This is a genomic window from Pseudomonas sp. GM48 (assembly GCF_000282335.1).
GTDB lineage: Bacteria > Pseudomonadota > Gammaproteobacteria > Pseudomonadales > Pseudomonadaceae > Aquipseudomonas.
This window is the reverse complement of the sequence record NZ_AKJM01000059.1, coordinates 58,952-80,749: the sequence shown is the minus strand read 5'-3', so window position 1 is coordinate 80,749 and position 21,798 is coordinate 58,952. Positions and strand designations below refer to the sequence as shown.

The following is a 21,798-nucleotide window of genomic DNA, read 5'->3' as shown; positions in this document are numbered from 1 at the left end:
GCCGATCACCGGCAGGGCGATCGGCCAGCCGACGACGGCCATCGGACTGAAGATTTTCATGCCAGCGCTGAGGTAGCCAATCCAGAGTTTTTTGCGTAGATCGCTGTTGGAGGTCAGCGAGAGTGCGGCCTCGTCGAACATTGCCGCTTCGGTCGAGTCGCGTAGCCAGCTGAACGCGTCGCCGAGAATGAGCTGGTTTTTTTGATTGATCAGGTGGTGGTCGTACTTGCCCCAAGTGCTGACCAGTTGATTCATCAGGTCAGTGATGTTTTCGGTGATGTTCTGTCGGTCCGTCAGGGAAAAGTGCGTCATGAACGCCTCACGCGCTTCTTCTCGGTTCATCCGCTGCAATATCCAGTAGTGCATGTCCGTAGCGGTTTCCAGTACCTGGAAGGCGTTGGTGTCACCCGGCAGGTAAACAATTTGTCGACCTTTGGGTGCGACAAAGCGAAGGGCGTTCGTAGCGACGTAGCCGGCAACATCCAGGGTACGGATGCTGTCGGTGCCAGGGTGTTCTGCTTGCAAGTATTGCAGGCTGACGGGCCAGGAGATCGGGCCCATGACTTGCTGCGTAACGAACTGAAAATCCTCGTCACTCAACTGGCGTTTGTCCCGTGCTTGCACGGCTTTGATGAGGAAATTGCACTTGGCCAGGGTGCGGAAATCGGTGCCGGAATCGTGCCAGAAGGCCGTCAGTCTGTCGGTGTACAACGTGCTGAAGTCGATAGCCCAGAAGGACTTCAAAACGTCATTGCCATGCAGGCGCACTTCATTCGTTTCATTGAAATTCGTAGCGTCCGGCCCCGCCGTGTAAAAGCCGCCATAAAGGTCCAGCAGGTCGGCGTTGTCCTGATCGGTGGCACGGAAGCGGTGGATCACCAGTTGGGTCAGGGTGGTGGATTCGCTGGGTTTTGCGTGGATGTGTTCCCAACCGGTGAACGTTTTTGTGCTGCTTTGCGCCGCGTCGAACCGGTGGAAATAGATGTGGTCCGGATCGAGATGGGGGATGCCGTGTTGCTTGAGCAGGTCGCTGGCGATCTCGTGAGCCACGTCTTGCAGGCCGGGGCAGGCAAGAATGACCTTGTTGGCGATAGCCTTGAGTGTTGCCTTGTCTGCTGCGTTGGGCAGCGGGCGGGGTTCGGTTGAGTTCATGCAATCAATATCCTTGAGAAATGGACGTCGACCATGACTCCTTCGCTCAAGGCGTGTGCACTACATAATTATGCCCATTTGCGCTGCGATATCGGGTAGAGACAGGCCCCGTACCTCGTCCCAGGTCAGCCTGCATGCCCGATGCCGCCCTGCGTCCATCCGCCACGTCGCCCTTACTGTTTCGCAATTGCAGGTGTATCGTATTCGCCTTTTCCGGGCCGCTGGCCTGTCGTTGAATTGTGAGGTAGTTGAGTTCATGTCCTTTACCCGTCGCCAAATACTCGGTGGCCTGGCCGGTCTAGTTGTCGTTGGCGTGGGAGCCGGTGGCGCGTCGCGTTACTGGCTGGGCAAAATGGCTGACGCCGAGGCGGGCCACGACTATGAACTGATCGCGGCGCCGCTGGACGTCGAACTGGTGGCCGGGCACAAGACCCAGGCCTGGGCGTTCGGCCCGTCGGCGCCGGGCACCGAGTTGCGGGCGCGTCAGGGCGAGTGGCTGCGGGTGCGTTTCATCAACCACTTGCCGGTCGCCACCACCATCCATTGGCATGGCATCCGCCTGCCGCTGGAAATGGACGGCGTGCCTTTCGTCTCGCAGCTTCCGGTGCTGCCGGGCGAGTATTTCGACTACCAATTCCGTGTGCCTGATGCCGGTAGCTACTGGTATCACCCGCACGTGAACAGCAGCGAAGAACTTGGTCGCGGGCTGGTCGGGCCGCTGATTGTCGAAGAACGCGAGCCGACCGGTTTCAAGTACGAAAAAACCTTGAGCCTCAAGAGCTGGCATGTCGACGAGGTGGGCAATTTCGTCGAGTTCAGCATTCCTCGGGAAGCCGCCCGGGGCGGCACGGCGGGGCGCTTGTCGACCATCAACGGCGTCTCGCAGGCAGTGATCGAGTTGCCCGCCGGGCAGATCACTCGCGTGCGGTTGCTCAACCTCGACAACACATTGACCTATCGCCTGAACATTCCCGGCGTCGAAGCGCAGATCTATGCGCTGGACGGCAACCCCATCGAGCCACGGCCGCTGGGCAAGGAATACTGGCTCGGCCCCGGTATGCGCATTTGCCTGGCGATCAAGGCCCCGCCGGCCGGTGAAGAGTTGTCCCTGCGTAACGGTCCGGTGCGCCTGGGCACGTTCCGTTCGGTGGCCAATAGCGATGCGCCGACCGAGTGGCCGCCTGCGCTGCCGGCCAACCCGATCGCCGAGCCCGACCTGAGCAATGCCGAGAAACTCAACTTCAATTTTGAATGGGCCGGCTCGGTATCGGTCAATGTCGACAATGGCAAACCGCCGAGCCTGTGGCAAATTAACGGCAAGGCCTGGGACATTACCGACAAGACCTGCGCCGACCGCCCGATTGCCAAACTCGAGAAGGGCAAGAGCTACATTTTCGAATTGAAAAACATGACTCAGTATCAGCACCCGATTCACCTGCACGGCATGAGCTTCAAAGTCATCGCCTCGAACCGCCACAAGGTGATTCCGTATTTCACCGACACCTACCTGCTGGGCAAGAACGAGCGCGCACAAGTGGCGCTGGTGGCGGATAACCCGGGCGTGTGGATGTTCCATTGCCATGTGATCGATCACATGGAAACCGGCCTGATGGCCGCCATCGAGGTAGCGTGATGCGTCAGATTCGACCCGCCGCGATCATCGACCGCAGCCGTGACCGCGACTTCATGCGCGAAGCCCTGGCCCTGGCCGCTCAAGGCGCAGCCCTGGGTGAAGTGCCGGTGGGCGCGGTGCTGGTGCAGGACGGTGAAATCATCGGTCGCGGTTTCAACTGCCCGATCAGCGCCAGCGATCCCAGCGCCCACGCGGAAATGGTCGCGATCCGCGCAGCTGCGCAAGCGGTGAGCAACTATCGCCTGCCGGGCAGCACGCTGTACGTGACGCTGGAGCCGTGCAGCATGTGCGCAGGTTTGATTGTGCACTCGCGGATTGCGCGGGTGGTGTATGGCGCGCTGGAGCCGAAAGCGGGGATTGTGCAGAGCCAGGGGCAGTTCTTTACCCAGGTTTTTTTGAATCACCGGGTGTTGTATGAGGGCGGGGTGTTGGCGGAAGAATGTGGGGCGGTGCTCAGCGAATTCTTCAAGGCTCGTAGAGCAAAACCGGCAGACTAAACACGGACTCATTGTGGGAGTGGGCTTGCTCGCGAATGCGGTGTGTCAGTGACTTATATGCCAACTGACACTCCCTCTTCGCGAGCAAGCCCGCTCCCACATTTGATCTTCAGTGGCCGTTACTTACGGGCCACGATCACTGCCCGCATTGGCGCCGGCAGCCCTTCGATGGTCTTGCTGTGATCCTCGGGATCGAGGAAGTCGCTCAGCGACTGATACTTCATCCACTCCGTCCCGCGCTGTTCCTCGACCGTGGTAGTGCTCACATCCACGCACTTCACATCGGTGAAGCCGGCCCGGCGCAGCCACAATTCCAGCGCCGGCACCGACGGCAGGAACCACACGTTGCGCATCTGCGCATAGCGGTCTTCCGGTACTAATACCTGGTGTTTGTCGCCTTCGACCACCAGTGTCTCCAGCACCAGTTCACCGCCCTTGACCAGGCAATCCTTCAGCGCCAGCAAGTGCTCGATGGGCGAACGGCGGTGATAGAACACGCCCATGGAGAACACTGTGTCGAAGCCTTCGAGGTTCGGTGGCAGGTCTTCAAAGGGAAACGGCAGGTGCCAGGCATTGGGCTCGGACAGGTAACGCTGCACGGCCTGGAACTGGCAGAAGAACAGCCAGTTCGGATCGACACCGATCACGCTGTCCGCGCCGGCGCCGAGCATGCGCCACATGTAATAGCCGTTGCCGCAGCCGACATCGAGAATGCGTTTGCCTTTCAGGTTCAGGTGCGGAGCGACCCGCGACCATTTCCAGTCCGAGCGCCATTCGGTGTCGACATGCACGCCGAACAGGTCGAACGGCCCCTTGCGCCATGGCGACAATCCCATCAACGCCGTGCGCATCTGTGCGCGGGTGGCGTCGTCGCAATCGGTGTCCAGCTTTAGGCCGTTGAGCAAATCGACTTCGCTCGGCTGGATTTTCGGCAAGGCATCCAGCGCGCTTTGCCAGCGCTCCAGGTCGCCATGACCTTTTTCCATTTTCTTGTCGAGTTGCCCTTGCAGGGTGTTGGCCCAATCGGCCAGCGGGGTGCCGGCCAGGCGGCGGGCGAGGGGGGACAGATCAATCATGGCAAGGCAATCAACGAGGCAAAGTTAAGACACTGGAACCACGGCACGACTTTCGAAAACCCGGCGGCCAGCAGGCGCTCGCGGTGTTCTTCGAGGCTGTCGGGCTTCATGACGTTTTCGATGGCGCTGCGCTTCTGGGCGATTTCCAGTTCGCTGTAGCCGTTGGCGCGCTTGAAGGCGATGTGCAGGTCGGTGAGCAACGCGTGTTCCTGCTCGTCTTCAAAGCGCAGTTTTTCCGAGAGGATCAGCGCTCCACCGGGCTGCAGCGACTGGCGGATGCGGCTCAGCAGCGCCAGGCGCTGGTCCGGGGCGATGAATTGCAGGGTGAAATTCAGCGCCACCACTGAGGCCGGCTGGAATTGCAGCGCCAGGATATCGCCTTCGATCACCTCGACCGGCAGCAACTCCTGGAACATCGAATCCTGGCCGTTGAGGTACTCGCGGCAACGTTCGACCATCGCCGTCGAGTTATCCACAGCGATCACCCGGCAACCGTCGGTGCGCACATGCCGGCGCAGGGCCTGGGTCACGGCTCCCAGCGACGAACCGAGGTCGTAGAGCACGCTGTTGGGCTGGGCGAACTGCGCGGCGAGCACGCCAAGGTTTTCAACGATGGTCGGATAGCCCGGCACCGAACGCTTGATCATGTCCGGGAACACCCGCACCACATCCTCGTTAAAGGCGAAGTCAGGCACCTGGGCCAAAGGCTGGGCGAAAAGGCGATCGGATTCTTTGCTCACGGCGGTTCCAGCGGCGTAGATGGAAAAGGCCGGCATTTTAGCCAAGTTGGCGCGGGGATGCGCGGGTTGTCTGATAAAGCGGGTGGGTTGATGCAGTTTGAAAGCTGAGAGTGCTCTTGTGGCGAGGGGGCTTGCCCCCGTTGGGCTGCGAAGCAGTCCAAAAACCATTCAACCGGGTAATCACAGATACACCCGACTAACAGGGTTTACGACGGCTGCGCCGCCGAACGGGGGCAAGCCCCCTCGCCACAGGGGTCAGCGTTTGCCTTGGGAGAACGCCGAGGCAGTGATGCCCCATTGCCCCAACCAGTAACTGAGGATGATCACATAAGCCGCCGCGTCGAATGGCAGCACAAAACGGCTGATGCCAATCACGCTGTCGGAGAACACAAACGCCATCGCTCCGCCTGCCGCCAGCAGCGCCGAACGCTTGGGCACGTCAGTGCCGAGCCGTGCGAGCGCGCGCCAGAGCATGGCGCTGATCGCCAGGCCGTAGACGATCACCGGAATCAGCAATGGGCCCAGCCCGTGAGCAATCAGAATCCCCAACAGCACCGCACCGACGCCGAGGGCGATGATCAGGGGTAAAGGGGCCAGGCGCCGGCAATCGCTCAGGTAGGCTTTCAGATAGGCCAGGTGGGCGACCAGAAATGCGCCCAGGCCAAACACGAACAAGTCCCCCGGCCACGCCAGCAACACGTCGCCGAGCAAAGAGAAGATCAAGCCCAGGCTGATCCAGCGCCGATATTCGCCGGGCGGTGCGTCATGCAGCCAACCGAGCAGGGCCAGCACCGGCAGCGGCTTGACCAGCAGACACAGCAGTGAGGCATGCACGCTCAGGCCATAAAGAAAGGTCACCGCGCCCATCAGCGCCAGAATCAGCCAGCCCACGGTCAGTTAACCGAGATCGCGCAGTCGAACGAGTCCACCGGCAGCACTTCCGGTGCCCACGGCTGTTGCGAGGTCAGGCGCAAACGCCCCGTGCCGGGCGCAAAAGCCTGAAAACGCCAGGTCGAGACCCCGGCCGCACCGACGATGCCGGCATCTTCCGGGTTTCGATAAACCTCCGGCCCCAAGGCGTGCAGTACGCCGCCGGCCGAATCCTGGATCGCCCAGCGATAACCCGTGGTCGGATTGCTCGGCAGGGTCAGGATCAGGTTTTGCCCATTGCTGAGCTGCACCGGGCATTCGCTCTGTTTTTCCACGGTCACGTTGTGTGCAGGTTGCGTGGCGCAAGCGGCCAGCAAGGCGAGGGTGAGTGGGACACTCAGGCGAAGGAGGGACATAGGCTCAGGGGCTCCGGCGTTCACGACGAACGGCGAGCATAACTTAAGATGAGACAAAGTGTGACAGTCAGCCTGGACGGTGGTGTCAGGACTGACGCCTTCGCGGGCAAGCCCGCTCCCACAGGGATTGAAGGGTGCACACAAGTTTTGTGACCGACTCAATTTCCTGTGGGAGCGGGCTTGCCCGCGAAGATGGCAGTACAGGCGCTACATGAGCATCAGAACAACACCTTCGCCACATCCGCAAAGCGTTTGGCAAAGTGCACGGTAATCCCTTCCTTCAGATACTCCGGCAGCTCCTCGAAATTCCCCTGATTCGCTTCCGGCAAAATCAGTTCGAAAATCTTCTGCCGCCGCGCTGCAATCACCTTTTCCCGCACCCCGCCAATTGGCAGTACATGCCCGGTCAACGTCAATTCGCCGGTCATGGCCACGCCCTTCTTCGGCGGCTGGTTGCGCGCCAGCGACAGCAAGGCACTGGCCATGGTCACGCCGGCGCTCGGGCCGTCTTTCGGCGTGGCGCCTTCCGGCACATGCAGGTGCACGAAGGCTTCGTCGAAGAATTTCGGATCGCCGCCATACGACTTCAAGTGCGAGCTGACGTAGCTGTAGGCGATTTCCGCCGACTCTTTCATCACGTCACCCAGTTGCCCGGTGAGCTTGAACCCGCGGTTGAGGGTGTGGATGCGCGTGGCTTCGATCGGCAGTGTCGCGCCGCCCATGCTGGTCCAGGCCAGCCCGGTGATCACGCCAACCCCCGACAGTACCTGCTCGTTACGGAATACCGGTTTGCCAAGTGAAGCTTCGAGATCTTTTGGACCGAGTTTGATCACGGCTTTCGGCTCGTCGAGCAGTTTCATCACCGCTTTGCGCACCAGTTTGCCGAGGTTTTTTTCCAGCTGGCGCACGCCGGCTTCACGGGCATAACCGTCGACCAGCGCCTTGAGCGCGCTGTCGCTGATGCTCAGGCTGCCTTTGGAGACACCGGCTTTTTCCAGTTGCTTGGGCCACAGGTGACGCTTGGCGATGGCGACTTTTTCCTGGGTGATGTAGCCCGACAGGCGAATCACTTCCATCCGGTCCAGCAGCGGGCCAGGGATCGAATCAAGGGTGTTGGCGGTGCACACGAACAGCACTTTCGACAGGTCCAGACGCAGGTCCAGATAATGGTCGAGGAATTCGACGTTCTGCTCCGGATCGAGGGTTTCCAGCAGCGCCGAGGCCGGGTCGCCCTGGTAGCTCTGGCCCATCTTGTCGATCTCGTCGAGCATGATCACCGGGTTCATCACTTCGACGTCTTTCAGCGCCTGCACCAGTTTACCCGGCTGTGCGCCGATGTAGGTGCGGCGGTGGCCCTTGATCTCGGCTTCGTCGCGCATGCCGCCAAGGCTGAAGCGATAGAATGGCCGGCCCAGGGATTCGGCGATGGATTTGCCGACGCTGGTCTTGCCCACACCCGGCGGGCCGACCAGCAGCACGATGGAACCGCTGATCTCGCCTTTGTAGGCCCCGACCGCGAGGAATTCGAGGATGCGGTCCTTGATGTCGTCGAGGCCGGCGTGGTGTTTGTCCAGCACCTTGCGTGCGTGCTTGAGGTCGAGTTTGTCCTCGCCGTAAACGCCCCACGGCACGGAGGTCGCCCAGTCGAGGTAGTTGCGGGTAACCGCATACTCGGGCGAGCCGGTTTCCAGCACCGACAGCTTGTTCATCTCTTCTTCGATGCGCTTCTGCGCTTGTGGCGACAGGACCTTGCCGGTCAGTCGTTGTTCGAACTGTTCAAGGTCGGCGCTGCGGTCGTCCTTGGTCAGCCCCAGCTCTTGCTGGATGACCTTGAGTTGCTCCTTGAGGAAGAACTCGCGCTGATGTTCGCCGATCTTTCGGTTAACTTCAGCGGAAATCTCCTTTTGCAGGCGCGCGACTTCGACTTCCTTGCGCAGCATCGGCAGGACTTTTTCCATGCGTTTGAGCATCGGCACGCAGTCGAGCACTTCCTGCAACTCGCTGCCGGTGGCCGAGGTGAGGGCGGCAGCGAAGTCGGTCAGCGGCGATGGATCGTTGGGGCTGAAGCGGTTGAGGTAGTTCTTCAGCTCTTCGCTGTACAGCGGGTTGAGCGGCAGCAGTTCCTTGATCGCATTGATCAGTGCCATGCCATAGGCCTTGACCTCGTCGGTCGGCTCGGTGGGTTGGTGCGGGTATTCGACTTCCACCAGATACGGCGGGCGGTGATGCTTGAGCCAGGTCTTGAGGCGTACGCGGGTCAGGCCCTGGGCGACGAACTGCAGCTTGCCGTTTTCGCGGCTGGCGTGGTGCACCTTGACCAGGGTGCCGTAGAGCGGCAGGGCCGAGGTGTCGAAATGGCGCGGGTCATCCTGGGGCGTGTCCATGTAGAACAGGGCCAGGGAGTGGTGTTCGGACTTGGCCACCAGGTCCAGGGTCTCGGCCCACGGCGCTTCGTTGACGATGACCGGCAGCACCTGGGCCGGGAAGAACGGTCGGTTGTGAATCGGGATGATGTAGACCTTGTCCGGCAGGTTCTGGCCGGGCAGGGCCAGGCCTTTGCCAGGTTTGTGCTGTGGGGCGTTTTCCGGATCGGCGTATTCACTCGGGTCTTCGGGGAATTCCTGCTGGTCGCTCATGGGGGCACCTGCGCAATGGGTATGAGTCTTAGATGGGGCAGGTTGGCGGTGGTTTCAACGGTCATTTTCTGCAACGCCGTGTTTCGACGGCGTGTTCAGCAGAGAGACAGGTTAGCTGAACCATGGCTGCGCGCGGTCAATTGTGGGAGCGGGCTTGCTCGCGAAGAGGGAGTGTCAGTCGATGTAAATGTTGTCTGGCGCACCGCATTCGCGAGCAAGCCCGCTCCCACAGTTGTTCGGCGGAGGACAAAAAAAGACGACGTCCTCACGGGCGTCGCCTTTTTTTGACTGCCGCTAAAACTTACTCGGACAGTTTGTACGCAATCACATAGTCACCCATTTTGGTGCCCAGTGAGCCGTGGCCACCGACGACCAACAGCACGTACTGCTTGCCGTCCTTGCCGGTGTAGGTCATCGGCGTAGCCTGACCGCCAGCCGGCAGGCGCGATTTCCAAAGTTCCTTGCCGGTGTTGGCGTCATAGGCGCGCAGGTATTGATCCAGCGTGCCGCTGAGGAAGCCGACGCCGCCGGCGGTGACCATCGAGCCGCCCATGCTTGGCACGCCGAGTGGCAGGCCGATAGGCAATGGCGAGCTGTCGCGGCTGGTGCCGTTTTTGCGTTTCCACACGACTTTGCTTGTGGTCAGGTCGATGCCGGCCACGTAGCCCCAGGCCGGAGCCTGGCACGGTACGCCGAACGGCGACATGAACGGGTGCATGATCACCGCGTAAGGTGCGCCCGTGTTCGGTTGCACGCCCGCGGTTTCGCTCTCGCGCTTGCTGCCGGCCGCGACTTCGGCACGAGGCACCATTTTCGAGACGAAGGCCATGTAGTTCGGGCTGGTGAACAGCATCTGGCGAACCGGGTCGACCGAAACTCCGCCCCAGTTGAAGACACCGACGTTACCCGGATAGATCAGGCTGCCCTGTTCCGACGGCGGGGTGTACTGACCTTCGTAACGCAGCTCCTTGAACTGGATGCGGCACAGCATCTGGTCAAACGGGCTGGCGCCCCACATGGCTTTTTCGGTCAGTTCCGGGGCCAGCAGGTTCAGGTCCGAACGGGCCTGGGTCGGCGCGGTGTGGTCACCTTTCACGGCGCCTTGCGGAACCGGGATTTCCTTGATCGGGATGATCGGCGTGCCGTCACGACGGTCGAGTACGTACAGGCTGCCTTGCTTGGTCGGTTGGATCACAGCCGGCTTGATGCCGTCGGCGGTTTTCATGTCCAGCAGGGTTGGCTGGCTGCCGACGTCCATGTCCCACAGGTCGTGGTGAGTGAACTGGTAGTTCCAGCGCACCTTGCCGGTGGCCAGATCCAGCGCGACCAGGCCGGCACTGAATTTTTCGGCGCCCGGGGTGCGGTCTGCGCCCCACTGGTCAGGGGTCTGGTTGCCCAGTGGCAGGTAGACCATGCCGAGTTTTTCGTCGACGCTGGCCAGCGACCACATGTTGGCCGAATTGCGGCTGTAGTGTTCGCCCTCTGGCAGCGGTTCGGTCGCGTCAGGATTGTTGCTGTCCCAGTTCCACACCAGATGACCGTCGTGTACGTCAAAGGCACGGATCACGCCGGATGGCTCGTTGGTCGACTCATTGTCGGTAACGTGGCCGCCCATGATCACCAGGTCGCGGGTAATCGCTGCCGGCGAGGTGGCGTAGTAGCCACCCGGGGTGAACGGTCCGATGCCTTGAGTCAGGTCAACCACACCGTTTTTACCGAAACCTTCGCAGACCTTGCCGGTGTCGGCGTTGAGTGCGATCAGGCGTGCATCAGCGGTTGGCAGGTACAGACGACGCGGGCAAGCCTGGGCGACGGCTTTGCCGGCTTCAGAGATGACGGAGGAGGCAGCGTTTTCAGACTTGGCATAGGCCGCTTCGTCGTAGTACGACACGCCACGGCAGGTCATGTGGGCGAAGCCCTTGAAGCCCACCGGGCTCTTGATCTGCGGGTCGAAACGCCACAGTTCCTTGCCGGTGTCCGGGTCCAGCGCCAGCACTTTGCTGTGGGCGGTGCAGGCATAGAGCATGCCATTGGCCTTGAGCGGGGTGTTTTCGTTGGTCAGTTCCACCGGGTCATCGGCGGTTGGCAGATCGCCAGTCTGGATACGCCAGGCTTCTTGCAGCTTGCCGACGTTGGCCGGGGTGATCTGCTTGAGTGGCGAATAGCGGTCACCGAATTCGCTGCGGCCATAGGCCTGCCAGTCTCCATCAGGCATTTGTGGCGCGGTGCTGGTCATGTCAGCCGAGTCACGACCCAACTCGCCGAGGGTCTCGCCCGGATGGGTGAACTGGCTGGCTACGGCGGTGGCACCGGCCAGGACCACGGCCACGCTCAAGGCGCCTGTGCCCATAGGAGCAGGGCCGTTGATCAGCAATGGACGACGGAACCACGGCAGCAGCATCACCACGCCGAGGGCGAACCACAGCGCCAGGCGCGGCACCAGTTGCCACCAGTCGAGGCCGGCTTCCCACAGCGCCCAAACAGTACTGGCGAACAGCACCAGTGCGTACAGGCCCAGCGCGGCACGGCGGGCCGCGATCAGCAACACGCCGCTCAGCGCGATGCCGATACCGGCCAGCAGGTAATACAGCGAGCCGCCGAGCATGCTCAGCTTGATCCCCCCGGCCAGCATGGCCAGGCCCATTAGCAGAAGCAGTATGCCGAGCAGGGTCGGCCATAGACGGCTTCGACCCAAGGCACCATCAGTGCTCATAGTGTGGTTCTCCGTGACGTTTCAAGTAGTCCCGCGCAAGTTCACTGTAGATGACGATCTTGTGCGGGCATGTTGTAGGAGCGAGCTTGCTCGCGAAAAACCTGAGAACGCCGCGGGGTGTCAGGCTCGCAGCGTTATCGTTGACGACCATCGCGAGCAAGCTCGCTCCTACAGGGTTTGCGGTGTTTTTTAGAACGACGACTGGACCTTGATCCCGCCGATCAGCGCGTCATCGACCTGGTTCACGCCACCGGGGTGGCGGATGTATTGCAGGTTCGGGCGCACGGTCAGCCAGTTGGTGACGTGCACGCCGTAATAGAGTTCGGCGCTGTATTCGGTGTCCTGCGGCGGCAAGAAGGCCGGGTCGTCGAAGTCGAAGACGGCGTGGGCCTGATTGGTCGCCTCGGCATTCTTGCGAAAGGCCGGGTTGACGTGGACGCGGGCCATGGCGAAGCCGATGTCGTCCCTGGCGCGCGCGTCGAACAGGCCTTTGTAGACGAGGCCCGCCTGGACGTAGTTGTCGATCGCGTTGGTCTTCTTGTCGTGCATCGTGCCGTTGGCGAACAGGCTCAGGCCGCGGGAGTGGTCGCTGGCGATGCTGGTGACTTGCTGCTGAATGCCGAGCCACACGCCGTGTTTGCTCGAGGCACTGCGATAGGCCTCGCCACTCAGGGCGGCAGGCTGGCCATTGCTGTCCTTGTAGACATCGGTGGCGCTGGCGCTGCTGTAGTAGTAACCGGCGCGGTACTCGCCCGGCAGGCCGTTGAGTTTCGGCGTCCACACCAGCTCCACCGGCAGGACCGCGCCCTGGGTGCCGCTGCCGCTGAGCTTGAAACCGTTGCCGCGATCCAGGTTCGACGAGTTTTGCTCATACGCGCCGACCTGCGCGTACAACTGCGGCGTCAGATGATATTTGACCCGCAGCGCCCACTGGCTGACCGGCCAGTTGTACCAGATGTCGCCCGCCCAGTTGCCGACCTGGGAGCCGCAGAACGCCAGGTTCTGGAAGTCGCAGGGGAAGCTGTTGAAGTCTTCGCCTTCACCGAAACGGCCGGCCTTGATGTCGAGTTTCTGGTCGAAGAATTTCTGCTGATACCACATCTGCGTCAGGCGCCAGGTCTGGCCACGGCCCCAGACTTCCTGGGCCGAGGTAAAGCCGCCGACACGCGGATCGTTGATGCGGTCGTTGCTGATGTTGTTGCCGCTGCGTTCGGTGATGGTCAGCTGAAATTCGGCGGCGTCCCAGCCGAGGATCTTCTGCAAGTCCAAATGAGTGCCGAGGGCAAACTGGTCGCTGTAGCGGGCCGTACGATCGTGGTCGTGACCGCCATGCAGGTTGCTGCCCATTTCGCCGGTGTAATCGACTTTGAAGTCGTAGCCTTTTTCCGCGAGTTCGGTACGAGTGCCGTTCCAGTCGCCGAGCATCCACGGTGAGTCGCTATCGAAGGCCGGAGCCGAGTGAGCGCAAGTGGCAAGGCCCAAAGCGGTGAATCCGCCTATCAGGTTCAAGGTTTTTCGGCAGGCAACAGGCTTAAAGACAGCGCTGTCTTTCGAAAGTTGGAAATCAGGCATAAAGAAGAAATTCTTGATCTTTTTCTGGGGATTAAACGGAAGAAATGGCTAGCAGAAGCGTTTCAGCTAAAGCGGGCGCAAGGATAATGTTCTGTAACAAATAGAGAAAGGGCTTTTACTGACATGCATCCTTTCGGATTCGGTAACAGTTGTAGGAGCGAGCTTGCTCGCGATGGACTTATGAGCAACGCGTTGATCCAGAATGTGCGCGTTATCGTTAACGACCATCGCGAGCAAGCTCGCTCCTACAAGTTCACCTACATTTGATAGATCGCTTCCCCCCGACGAAGCCCTCGGCTAAGGTGCGCGGCTTCCAATTCCCACTCTGCTCGAAGGCCCGGCATGACCGAACACAACACCGATCCGTTGCATGGCGTGACGCTGGAACAGATCCTCAACGCGCTGGTTGAACACTACGAGTGGTCGGGGCTGGCCGAGCGCATCGATATCCGCTGCTTCAAGAGCGATCCGAGCATCAAGTCGAGCCTGACGTTCCTGCGTAAAACCCCGTGGGCGCGGGAGAAGGTCGAACGCCTGTATGTGAAGTTGATGCGCACCAAACGACCGCTTTGAACATGGTCGATCCGTCTGTGTTACGCCGTCGTCTTGTGGCCGTGGCTGCCATGCTCGGCTGGGCGGGATTGAGCATCCAGATGTACCTGATTTTCTATTCACGCTGGACGCTGGGTGCCAGCCTGATCGGCGGGCTGGTGAGCTTTTTCAGCTATTTCACCGTGCTGAGCAACACCCTGGTGGCGACCGTGCTGACCTGTGAATGGACATCCCGCGAGTCGGCCGCGCGCCGCTGGTTCTTGCAGCCTTGGGTCAGCAGCGGAGTTGCCGTGAGCATCGCCGTGGTCGGCCTCGCGTACAGCCTGTTATTGCGCCATTTATGGCACCCCGAAGGTTGGCAATGGCTGGCCGATGAACTGATGCACGACGTTATGCCGTTGCTGTTTCTGGGGTATTGGTGGTGCTGTGTGCCCAAGGGCACGTTGCGCTTGCGGCACATCGGGTTGTGGGTGATTTATCCGCAGGTGTACTTCGCTTATGCGCTGCTGCGAGGGCATTTGCTGGCGACGTATCCGTATCCGTTCGTGGATGTGGATAAGCTGGGTTATCCACAGGTGTTTATCAATGCCGGGGGATTGTTGGCGGGCTTCGTGGTGATTGCGCTGTTGCTGATCGGACTTGATCGCTGGCGTGCTCGAATGTAGGCCCTTTTGTGGCGAGGGAGCTTGCTCCCGCTGCACTGCGCAGCAGTGCTAAAACCTGCAACCGGGTTGTGTCTGGATAACTTCGGTTACTGATTTTGCGACTGCTTCGCAGCCGAGCGGGAGCGAGCTCCCTCGCCACAGGTACGGTGGTCACTCCTCGTCACTGTCATCCAGCCGCCAGTAGCCAACCGCCTTGACGAACTGCTCGTCCAGCCCGTGCTCATCGAGCAACACCCGACGAATCTGCCGCGAGACTTTGCTCTCGGTCGCCACCCACGCGTACAGGCTGCCGGCAGGCACCCGGACCTGGCGCACGGTGGTCAGCAAATGATCCTTGCCACCTTCGCGCAGCACCCAGATCACATTGACTTCGGCAGCGCTGTGCAGCACTTGCTGCTCCTTGCCGTTCTCCACTTCGATGATCACCAGGGCACGCCGATTGGCCGCGAGCCCTTCGAGGCGTCGGGCGATGGCGGGCAGGGCTGTTTCATCGCCGATCAGCAGATAGCTGTCGAAGATGTCCGGCACGATCATCGAACCCCGGGGCCCGCCGATGTGCAGGAACTGCCCGGGTTGGGCCTGTTCGGCCCAGGTCGAGGCAGGGCCGTCGCCATGGAGCACGAAGTCGATGTCCAGTTCCAGCGTGTCGGGGTCATAGCGGCGCGGGGTGTAGTCGCGCATTTCAGGCAACGGACCGTTGGCCTTGCCGGCGCCCAGCACCAGGGTTTCCAGCGCGGCCGCTTGCTCGGCGTTCTGCGGGAACAGCAGTTTGACGTGGTCGTCCGTCCCCAGGCTGATAAAGCCAGCCAGCTCGGGCCCGCCCAGGGTAATCCGGCGCATGCGCGGGGTCAGGTCGACCACCCGCAGCACTTCCAGGCGACGGCGTTTGATCTCGTGCATGACACGGTGAATGATTGGGGTCTGGACTTCAGTCATTCGGTTTTCTCCGGGGCAGCTTGAACAGCAGGGCCGTCGACGATGGCCTTGGCGGTGTTGTTGAGCAGGGTGGCGACGCGCTGGATTTCTTCCGGACTCCAGCGGCCATGGTGCAGTTGCAGGGCGTGGCGCAGGTTGTGCACCGCTTCGTGGATTTCCGCCGGGCGATCATGGCCACGCAGCGAGCGTTTGCTGACATCGATGCGCACCCGCACACCTTCAAGGGCGACGGCTTGCTCGGTCAGGGACTGGCGTCCGGCATCCGTCACGCTATAGCGCTTTTTCCCGCCTTCGGCGTCGCCCTGGATCATTTCGCTTTCTTCCAGAAACGTCAGGGTCGGATAGATCACCCCGGGGCTGGGGCTGTAGGCGCCGTCGAACATGCCTTCGATCTGGCGGATCAGGTCGTAGCCGTGGCAGGGCTGTTCGGCGATCAACGCCAACAGCAGCAATTTCAGGTCGCCGGGGGCGAACACTCGCGGGCCGCGACCACCGCGTTCGCGACCGGGACGTTTCTCGAAGCCGTCACGGCCATCGCCGTGTTCGCGATGGGGGGAATGATGGTCTCTCATTTTTTGCTTTCTCTCGTCATGTTTAGATACAACTTAAGATATATCTTATGGCGGGTGCAAAGGCTTCTGACCAACGGTTCCTCCTTTTCTGGCGAGGAAGTCAATCCGAAGAGGGCAAAAATCTGTCGGTTTCAATTTCAATCAGCTGTTAATTCTGAGTAATTAGTGTTAACTCTCTAATGTAGTGATATCGGCCTTTAGTTGTGGGAGGTGTAGTATTAGTCCTACAGAAGTTGCATGCCGGTAGACGCGTGGTGAACATCGTGATCTTCATATTTTGTAGTCCGCCTCTTACAGCTATTCTTTGATTATTTTATTGAATCAGGTTTTTTCACACTAGCGCTGTGGCAACATGGCTACAACTTCGTCAGAGCTTTCCTGCTTACATTCATTGGGAATTACTTGAATATCTGCCGGCGTTGAAAGTTCAGAAAAAAACACCCTGCGGCTATGCAGTCGACATCAGGGCTCAAGAACTTCAATGAGCCAATCCTTAGATAAGAAGACAGGTATTAAATGATGTTCAAGAAAATCGCGATGACTGCTCCACTGGCCATTCTGGCGCTGAGCTCCTCCATGGCTTTTGCCGCCGGGGAAGCGCGACACTCCATCAGTCTGGTCGCCACCGTGCCGGAAAACGGCTTCTACGTGACGCCTGTCGATCCGGACCTGGTCAACAAGGATCAGGACATGAGCCCGCGCGTTGGCTCCAACACCCTGACGCCTGTGGCCAGCCAGCTCGATATACGCAACAACAATGGTTCGGTACACGCCAGCGTCGAAGGCACGCCGCGGCTCTACGGCGGTGCAAACGTCATTGATCTGGTCGTCGCGGTCAATGGCATTGCGCTCACCAATACGCCGCAGATGATCGTGGGTGAACAAGAGTCCGATGTGAACTATCGCGCCCCGATCAACATCAGCGCGGTGGGTATCGACCATCCTGCGGGCGACTACACCGGCACCGTTGCCATCGTTTATGACGCCGTTCCGCCTGTAGCACTCTAAGCGACACGCAAGACCCTGAAACGCTTACTTGTCCAAGTAACGCAACCGTTCGGTAAATACATTTATTTACCGAACGGGCTTCAATTTATTGGTAATTAGAGTACGTGTTCATGTTCCCGATGACGCCCATCGCGGCTGCGCTTGCGTTGCTGCTGTGTAGTAGTGCATTTGCATCACCCGCGACTGTTGCTAATACACCGAGGAGTTTGCTGTCTCAGGCCAAAGGTTTGCCGGCGGACTTCGAAGAGCACTTCTTTGATGTGCCATTGGCGGTGCGGGTTGAACTTGATCAGCAGCCACTGGGCGAGGCCATGATTATATTGTCTCGCGATGATCGTATTACCTTACTTGAATTCACCGACACCAGTGACAGTAACATTGGTGCCGTCGAACGTGACACTTGGGCAACTTACCTGAAGTCGGGCGTGGCCCTTGGCCCCTGCACAGGTACGTGTCCGGAACAAATGCAGGCGATCCACTACAACCTGCAAAATTCATTGGTGTCCATCGGTACTGAAAACGCCGAACGCGACACCGAAGCCAAGCGCTACTACGACCAGCCCGAGGGCGGCAGCAGTGGCCTGATGGTACGCAATCAGCTCAATCTCAATGGTGGCCAGGATCAGGACCTGGGTGGTCGTTTTGGCCTTGAAGCCAGTGGCAGCCTGGGCAACTGGACCCAGACGTTCAACACGCAACTGGCGCGTCTGGGTGGGCCGGATGACAAGCTTTATTACGCCATCCACGAACTCCACACTCAACGTGAATTGGAAGGCAGCTTTTTCCGCCTGGGTTTCTTTACCCCCAATTCCGAAGGCCTGACCCGTCAGCCGCGTACCTTCGGCACCAGCCCCGATACCGCTGTAGGTCTGATGTTCGGCAGTTCCGACAGCCTGGCCATCGACAGCCCCAAACCGAGCGTCTATCCGATCTATGTCACCGCCAACCGCCAGGCTTCAGTGGAGATTTATCGCGATGGTCTGCTGATCAACACTCAATCGGTGCCAGCCGGATTACAGACCCTCGACACCCGACCATTGCCCGGTGGTATCTACGAAGTGGAAGTGCGCCTGATCGAGGACGGTCAGATCACCTCCACGACCCAGGAGCTGGTGTACAAGCCGAACAACTGGCGCAACCTCGATGAGCGCTGGCGCTACAACCTGTTTGCCGGAGAGGAGCGCAAACTCCTCAGCAACTGGGATCAGCAGGCCAGCGGCGACGCAACGGCGGGCGCGTCGATCAACTACCTGCTGCACCCCAGGGCCATTCTAGGACTGTCGTTGCGCCAGGTACGCGAGAAACTGCAGTACGGCAGTTCCATCGATTGGACCCTGGCCAACAGCACCAGCCTGTACGCCAACGTCTATCAGACCGAAGACCACGGCACCGGGCTGGACCTGCAAGGCCTTTACAATTATGGCGCCGGCAGTCTGGTGGTCAGCCACAGCCGCAGCTGGCTCGATACCACCTATATCTACGACACCCTGCCAGACGGCACGCGGGTGCGGCAACGCAATGTGTTCATCGGGCAGACCAGCAATTCATCCCTTGCCCTGAACCACCGCATCAGCCGTAAAAGTTCGGTCAACGCGCGGGTGTCTCACAGCGACGGCAACACCGAAGGCGTTGGCGTGGACCTGGGCTGGACGCAACGCGGCGAGCTGTTTGGCAGTGATGCGCAATGGCGCTTGTCATTGTTCGATCGCCCCGGCAGTTACAGCAGCGGCAATGATCGCAATCGTGGGGTCGACCTGAGCGTCAACCTCGCGCTGGGTGCGCCGGGCCAACAAATATCCGGCAGCCTCGGCTCGCGCACGGCCCGTGACGGCAGCCGTGACACCAACGCTTCGCTGGGGTACCGCAAGGATTTGCAGGACCACGTGCTGCAGAGCGTCTCGGTCACGGCGCTCACCGACACCTATGGCGTCGGCTTGTCGAGCCTGGCGAACTTCAGTACAGACTCGGTCAGGGGCGACGGGTTTGTTCAGCGCTCCTCTTACAACGGCAACTTCACCGGTGGCCTGAACCTGGACAGCACTGTCGCCATCGGCGGCCAACAAATAGTGATGACCAGCCAGCCTCAGGGGCGCGGTGCCGGAATGATCGTCGACGTCGAGTCCGACATCGACGGGATTGCCCTGCGAGCCGATGACTTGAGCGGCGGCAGCGCCGCGTTGCGGCCAGGGCGTAATTTCATCCCCATCACCGCTTACAAGAACAGTTCGGTGAGCTTCGACTTCGAAGGCAATCACGTCCCGGCGGCAACCATCGAACCGGCGCGCACCCGTTATCACCTGAACAAGGGCGGGGTGGAGTATCGCAAGGTGCGCGTGATGAAAACCCTGACCGTGCTCGGTCGTTTGCTCGACCCACAAGGCCGTCCGCTCAAAGGCCATCACGTGATCAACCACGCCAGCCGTGGAGTGAGTGAAGTCGACGGGTTCTTCTCCATGGAGATGAACGCTGGCTCGCCGACCCTCGAGGTGCGTTTCGCCGATCAATTGCTGTGTCAGTTCCGCCTCGACACGGGCAAGTACCGCAGTGAAAACGACGTGCTGATGATCGGTGACCTGCGCTGCAGCCCGGACACTTTGGCGGACGCAAACTTTGCGGCTGAAACAGCGGGCTGATGCCGCAGACATTAACTTTCGGACTATAAACCCATGGCTCATAAAAGGCGGTACGGCAAGTTTCTTGCGCTTTCGATCGTCAGTTTTTTGATTATCGGCGTTCAACAATCGGCGGAGGCGGAGTCGGTATCCATCACCGCTCTATTCAAGCCTGACCCTGCGCGGCCTCATCAAAACAAATTTGAAAATACAACGCGGCCCAGTGGCTACTGTGCGGATTTTCCAGCCGAATGCACCAGTAACCAGATGTTCAGTCTGCAGGTCCCGATCGAGTTCAACTCCAGCGCTCCTATTACTGCCAATCATTCTTCCCCACGTAGCGGCGCCATGCTCACAGTGCCCTCGCAATGGCGGGACCTCACGGTCTACCACGAAAGTACCCACGAACCGGAGACGGTAAGGGTCCGGATTGTCGGCATCGGGTCCAGGTACGTGACTCAGGACGTAATGCAGCTGGTGGGGGGCGCTGATAACTACACACTTGCCCATGGTCTTTTATGGGGGGCGAGCTGGGTTTACGCGCCCGCGCCATGCCTTTACAGCGGGGTAGGTCTGCTCACCAACATATCTTACAAGTTCTTCTGGAAAACACCCTCGCAAGGCGAATGCGCAAAACAGGCAAAGTTCGATGTGCCATGGCTGCGCTTCGAGTACCTGGACTTTGCCTATGAGCTTGAAACCCCGAACCCCTTGGGAATGAAAACGGGACAGTACGTTGGGGCACTGACCTACACCGTCGGCCCTGGCGGCGATTTTGATATGGGTGACGTCATGCTGCCGAGCAGTTCGACGTTGACCTTGAACTTCAATCTCGACGTGCAACACACCCTCAAAGTCGATATTCCTCCCGGCGGCAACAAAGTTGAACTGCTGCCAGAGGGCGGCTGGCAAAACTGGCTGCAAAACGGGCGCAAACCGGTGCGGTTGTTCCGTGACCAGACCTTCAATATCTCCGCGTCGTCGCGGTTCAAAATGATCCTGCAGTGCAACGTTGTCGGGTTTCAGGGCTGTCAGATTAGAGATCGTCTTACGGGACGCAACGCAAATGTGAATATCAGAGTCAGCCTGCCTGACGGCTTGACGGACCTAACCGGGCAACCAGTCAAGCGACTGCAATTAATCCCGGCAAATTTGAACCCGCCACAGTTTCAACCCGCTTTCTATGTGGACCGGGCCCCCGGTGTTCTGCACTTTGAAATTGACCCCATTTACATGGATCTCATGGTCCGCCCCGGCGAGGCCGGCGACTACGTCGGGACTGCCACGGTGATCTGGGATTCGGAAGTCTGATGGGCTGTTTATCGAGTTATCGAGCCAGCGTTGTATCCAATGTCATGAGGTTCAAGGTTATGAAGCGTCTGCTTGTACTGATAGGTCTGGGCGGGTTTTCCCTGGCGATTCAGGCGGGGCCCAACATCAATGTCGGGACGGTCTACGACTATCTGGATGGCGATAAAAGCACCTACCTGAAGCGGGTGTTCAACGGTGGCGACAGCACCGCGTTCGTCAAGGTCAACATTCTGGAAATCATCTATGACGATGATGGCACGCCCCGCGAAGTGCCCGTCAAGAACCAGGCCGACGCCAGCGCCCGCGACGGGTTGATGGCCAGCCCCGCGCGGTTGATCGTGCCGGCCAACGGCATGCAGGGTTCGCGTCTGTTGTACATGGGCGAACGTGACACCGAGCGGTACTTCCGGGTGCGCTTCGTGCCCGTGGTGCCGGAAAAGGAAGACGAGTTCGCCGTCTCCGAGGAAGAGCGCGACACCTACAAAAAGAACCTGTCGGCGGGGGTCAACGTCATGGCCGGGTTTGGCACGGTGTTCTTCGTGCGGCCCAAGAACACCCGTTTCGACAGCGTGATCGATGATGGCACTGGCACCTACAGCATTCGTAACAACGGGAACAGCGTGGTGGTGGTCGACGAGTTCAAGAACTGTTCGCTGAAGGAAGAGACGGAATGCGAGCCGACGACCAAGCACCACATCCTCGCGGGGAAAAGTTTCCAGTTCGAGAAAAAGCCCGGTCGTGAGTACCGCTTTCAGCTGATTGAAGGCCAGGCCAAAAAAACCATGCGCATTGCCAGCCGCTAGCACCGATCCATGTGGCTACGGTTTTCTTTGATGA

At 59.9% G+C, this 21,798-nt stretch carries 18 protein-coding genes and 1 pseudogene; 8 read left to right on the top strand and 11 right to left on the bottom strand.

What is annotated here, in order from left to right:
* The coding region (locus PMI28_RS17265; RefSeq protein WP_007985807.1) for a dermonecrotic toxin domain-containing protein at window positions 1–1,152 on the bottom strand (1,152 nt) is incomplete at its 3' end.
* 256 nt (window positions 1,153–1,408) lie between these two features.
* Here PMI28_RS17265 and PMI28_RS17270 point away from each other — a divergent pair.
* The gene (locus PMI28_RS17270; protein WP_007985800.1) at window positions 1,409–2,785 is read left to right on the top strand and encodes a multicopper oxidase family protein; all 1,377 of its coding nucleotides are present in this window, start codon (window positions 1,409–1,411) and stop codon (window positions 2,783–2,785) included.
* A complete protein-coding gene (tadA, locus tag PMI28_RS17275) occupies window positions 2,785–3,282 on the top strand; it encodes a tRNA adenosine(34) deaminase TadA (RefSeq protein WP_007985798.1) in 498 nt (165 codons plus the stop codon). The genes PMI28_RS17270 and tadA overlap by 1 nt, the downstream gene beginning before the upstream one ends.
* Before the next feature lie 119 nt (window positions 3,283–3,401).
* On the opposite strand, the gene cmoB is transcribed toward tadA, so the two are convergent.
* The 8 genes and pseudogenes from cmoB to PMI28_RS17310 all read right to left on the bottom strand — a co-directional run bounded on the left by cmoB (window position 3,402) and on the right by PMI28_RS17310 (window position 13,305).
* The gene (gene cmoB / locus PMI28_RS17280) at window positions 3,402–4,358 is read right to left on the bottom strand and encodes a tRNA 5-methoxyuridine(34)/uridine 5-oxyacetic acid(34) synthase CmoB (RefSeq protein ID WP_007985796.1); all 957 of its coding nucleotides are present in this window, start codon (window positions 4,356–4,358) and stop codon (window positions 3,402–3,404) included.
* The gene (gene cmoA / locus PMI28_RS17285) at window positions 4,355–5,134 is read right to left on the bottom strand and encodes a carboxy-S-adenosyl-L-methionine synthase CmoA (protein WP_007985794.1); all 780 of its coding nucleotides are present in this window, start codon (window positions 5,132–5,134) and stop codon (window positions 4,355–4,357) included. Before cmoA ends, cmoB begins: the two co-directional genes overlap by 4 nt.
* A 219-nt stretch (window positions 5,135–5,353) precedes the next feature.
* Complete coding sequence (locus PMI28_RS17290; protein WP_007985786.1) at window positions 5,354–5,989, bottom strand: lysoplasmalogenase; 636 nt, start codon at window positions 5,987–5,989, stop codon at window positions 5,354–5,356.
* Window positions 5,990–5,991: 2 nt separating this feature from the next.
* Window positions 5,992–6,384, bottom strand: coding sequence for a protease inhibitor I42 family protein (locus PMI28_RS17295; protein ID WP_007985784.1), 393 nt, complete (start codon window positions 6,382–6,384; stop codon window positions 5,992–5,994).
* Window positions 6,385–6,602: 218 nt separating this feature from the next.
* Window positions 6,603–9,020, bottom strand: coding sequence for an endopeptidase La (lon, locus tag PMI28_RS17300; protein ID WP_007985783.1), 2,418 nt, complete (start codon window positions 9,018–9,020; stop codon window positions 6,603–6,605).
* 301 nt (window positions 9,021–9,321) lie between these two features.
* Window positions 9,322–11,733, bottom strand: coding sequence for a glucose/quinate/shikimate family membrane-bound PQQ-dependent dehydrogenase (locus PMI28_RS17305; RefSeq protein WP_007985781.1), 2,412 nt, complete (start codon window positions 11,731–11,733; stop codon window positions 9,322–9,324).
* A gap of 73 nt (window positions 11,734–11,806) precedes the next feature.
* Window positions 11,807–11,884, bottom strand: a pseudogene (locus PMI28_RS31045) (outer membrane lipoprotein carrier protein LolA); the annotation flags it as partial.
* A 38-nt stretch (window positions 11,885–11,922) separates the two neighbouring features.
* Window positions 11,923–13,305, bottom strand: a complete 1,383-nt coding sequence (locus PMI28_RS17310; protein ID WP_033063251.1) for a carbohydrate porin — start codon at window positions 13,303–13,305, stop codon at window positions 11,923–11,925.
* A gap of 342 nt (window positions 13,306–13,647) precedes the next feature.
* Here PMI28_RS17310 and PMI28_RS17315 point away from each other — a divergent pair, with 342 nt between their 5' ends.
* Together PMI28_RS17315 and PMI28_RS17320 are read left to right on the top strand one after the other, a co-directional pair.
* Window positions 13,648–13,878 carry a VF530 family DNA-binding protein gene (locus tag PMI28_RS17315; protein WP_007985772.1) on the top strand — a complete coding sequence of 77 codons (231 nt, stop codon included), beginning with the start codon at window positions 13,648–13,650 and terminating at the stop codon, window positions 13,876–13,878.
* A gap of 2 nt (window positions 13,879–13,880) precedes the next feature.
* Window positions 13,881–14,522: a Pr6Pr family membrane protein gene (locus PMI28_RS17320; RefSeq protein ID WP_007985771.1), complete on the top strand. Its 642-nt coding sequence runs from the start codon at window positions 13,881–13,883 to the stop codon at window positions 14,520–14,522.
* 150 nt (window positions 14,523–14,672) lie between these two features.
* Here the strand turns inward: PMI28_RS17320 and PMI28_RS17325 are convergent, their stop codons facing one another.
* Window positions 14,673–15,458 carry a siderophore-interacting protein gene (locus tag PMI28_RS17325; RefSeq protein WP_007985770.1) on the bottom strand — a complete coding sequence of 262 codons (786 nt, stop codon included), beginning with the start codon at window positions 15,456–15,458 and terminating at the stop codon, window positions 14,673–14,675.
* Window positions 15,455–16,030, bottom strand: a complete 576-nt coding sequence (locus PMI28_RS17330) for a PadR family transcriptional regulator (protein ID WP_007985769.1) — start codon at window positions 16,028–16,030, stop codon at window positions 15,455–15,457. The genes PMI28_RS17325 and PMI28_RS17330 overlap by 4 nt, the downstream gene beginning before the upstream one ends.
* 516 nt (window positions 16,031–16,546) lie before the next feature.
* On the opposite strand from PMI28_RS17330, the gene PMI28_RS17335 reads away from it, so the two are divergent.
* The 4 genes from PMI28_RS17335 (at window position 16,547) to PMI28_RS17350 (ending at window position 21,764) form a co-directional block, all read left to right on the top strand.
* On the top strand, window positions 16,547–17,038 hold the full coding sequence (locus PMI28_RS17335) for a CS1 type fimbrial major subunit (RefSeq protein WP_007985767.1): 492 nt from the start codon (window positions 16,547–16,549) through the stop codon (window positions 17,036–17,038).
* Window positions 17,039–17,148: 110 nt separating this feature from the next.
* Window positions 17,149–19,671 carry a TcfC E-set like domain-containing protein gene (locus PMI28_RS17340; protein ID WP_007985765.1) on the top strand — a complete coding sequence of 841 codons (2,523 nt, stop codon included), beginning with the start codon at window positions 17,149–17,151 and terminating at the stop codon, window positions 19,669–19,671.
* 33 nt (window positions 19,672–19,704) lie between these two features.
* A complete protein-coding gene (locus tag PMI28_RS17345; protein WP_007985762.1) occupies window positions 19,705–20,961 on the top strand; it encodes a hypothetical protein in 1,257 nt (418 codons plus the stop codon).
* Window positions 20,962–21,020: 59 nt separating this feature from the next.
* A complete protein-coding gene (locus PMI28_RS17350; RefSeq protein WP_007985760.1) occupies window positions 21,021–21,764 on the top strand; it encodes a hypothetical protein in 744 nt (247 codons plus the stop codon).
* Window positions 21,765–21,798 lie beyond the last annotated feature (34 nt).

What these genes read in the sequence shown, in the direction of transcription:
- PMI28_RS17270 (WP_007985800.1), top strand. Translation starts at nt 1,409, where the DNA reads ATGTCCTTTACCCGTCGCCAAATACTCGGTGGCCTGGCCGGTCTAGTT.
- tadA (WP_007985798.1), top strand. Translation starts at nt 2,785, where the DNA reads ATGCGTCAGATTCGACCCGCCGCGATCATCGACCGCAGCCGTGACCGC.
- cmoB (WP_007985796.1), bottom strand. Translation starts at nt 4,358, where the DNA reads ATGATTGATCTGTCCCCCCTCGCCCGCCGCCTGGCCGGCACCCCGCTG.
- cmoA (WP_007985794.1), bottom strand. Translation starts at nt 5,134, where the DNA reads ATGCCGGCCTTTTCCATCTACGCCGCTGGAACCGCCGTGAGCAAAGAA.
- PMI28_RS17295 (WP_007985784.1), bottom strand. Translation starts at nt 6,384, where the DNA reads ATGTCCCTCCTTCGCCTGAGTGTCCCACTCACCCTCGCCTTGCTGGCC.
- lon (WP_007985783.1), bottom strand. Translation starts at nt 9,020, where the DNA reads ATGAGCGACCAGCAGGAATTCCCCGAAGACCCGAGTGAATACGCCGAT.
- PMI28_RS17305 (WP_007985781.1), bottom strand. Translation starts at nt 11,733, where the DNA reads ATGAGCACTGATGGTGCCTTGGGTCGAAGCCGTCTATGGCCGACCCTG.
- PMI28_RS17310 (WP_033063251.1), bottom strand. Translation starts at nt 13,305, where the DNA reads ATGCCTGATTTCCAACTTTCGAAAGACAGCGCTGTCTTTAAGCCTGTT.
- PMI28_RS17315 (WP_007985772.1), top strand. Translation starts at nt 13,648, where the DNA reads ATGACCGAACACAACACCGATCCGTTGCATGGCGTGACGCTGGAACAG.
- PMI28_RS17320 (WP_007985771.1), top strand. Translation starts at nt 13,881, where the DNA reads ATGGTCGATCCGTCTGTGTTACGCCGTCGTCTTGTGGCCGTGGCTGCC.
- PMI28_RS17325 (WP_007985770.1), bottom strand. Translation starts at nt 15,458, where the DNA reads ATGACTGAAGTCCAGACCCCAATCATTCACCGTGTCATGCACGAGATC.
- PMI28_RS17330 (WP_007985769.1), bottom strand. Translation starts at nt 16,030, where the DNA reads ATGAGAGACCATCATTCCCCCCATCGCGAACACGGCGATGGCCGTGAC.
- PMI28_RS17335 (WP_007985767.1), top strand. Translation starts at nt 16,547, where the DNA reads ATGATGTTCAAGAAAATCGCGATGACTGCTCCACTGGCCATTCTGGCG.
- PMI28_RS17340 (WP_007985765.1), top strand. Translation starts at nt 17,149, where the DNA reads ATGTTCCCGATGACGCCCATCGCGGCTGCGCTTGCGTTGCTGCTGTGT.
- PMI28_RS17345 (WP_007985762.1), top strand. Translation starts at nt 19,705, where the DNA reads ATGGCTCATAAAAGGCGGTACGGCAAGTTTCTTGCGCTTTCGATCGTC.
- PMI28_RS17350 (WP_007985760.1), top strand. Translation starts at nt 21,021, where the DNA reads ATGAAGCGTCTGCTTGTACTGATAGGTCTGGGCGGGTTTTCCCTGGCG.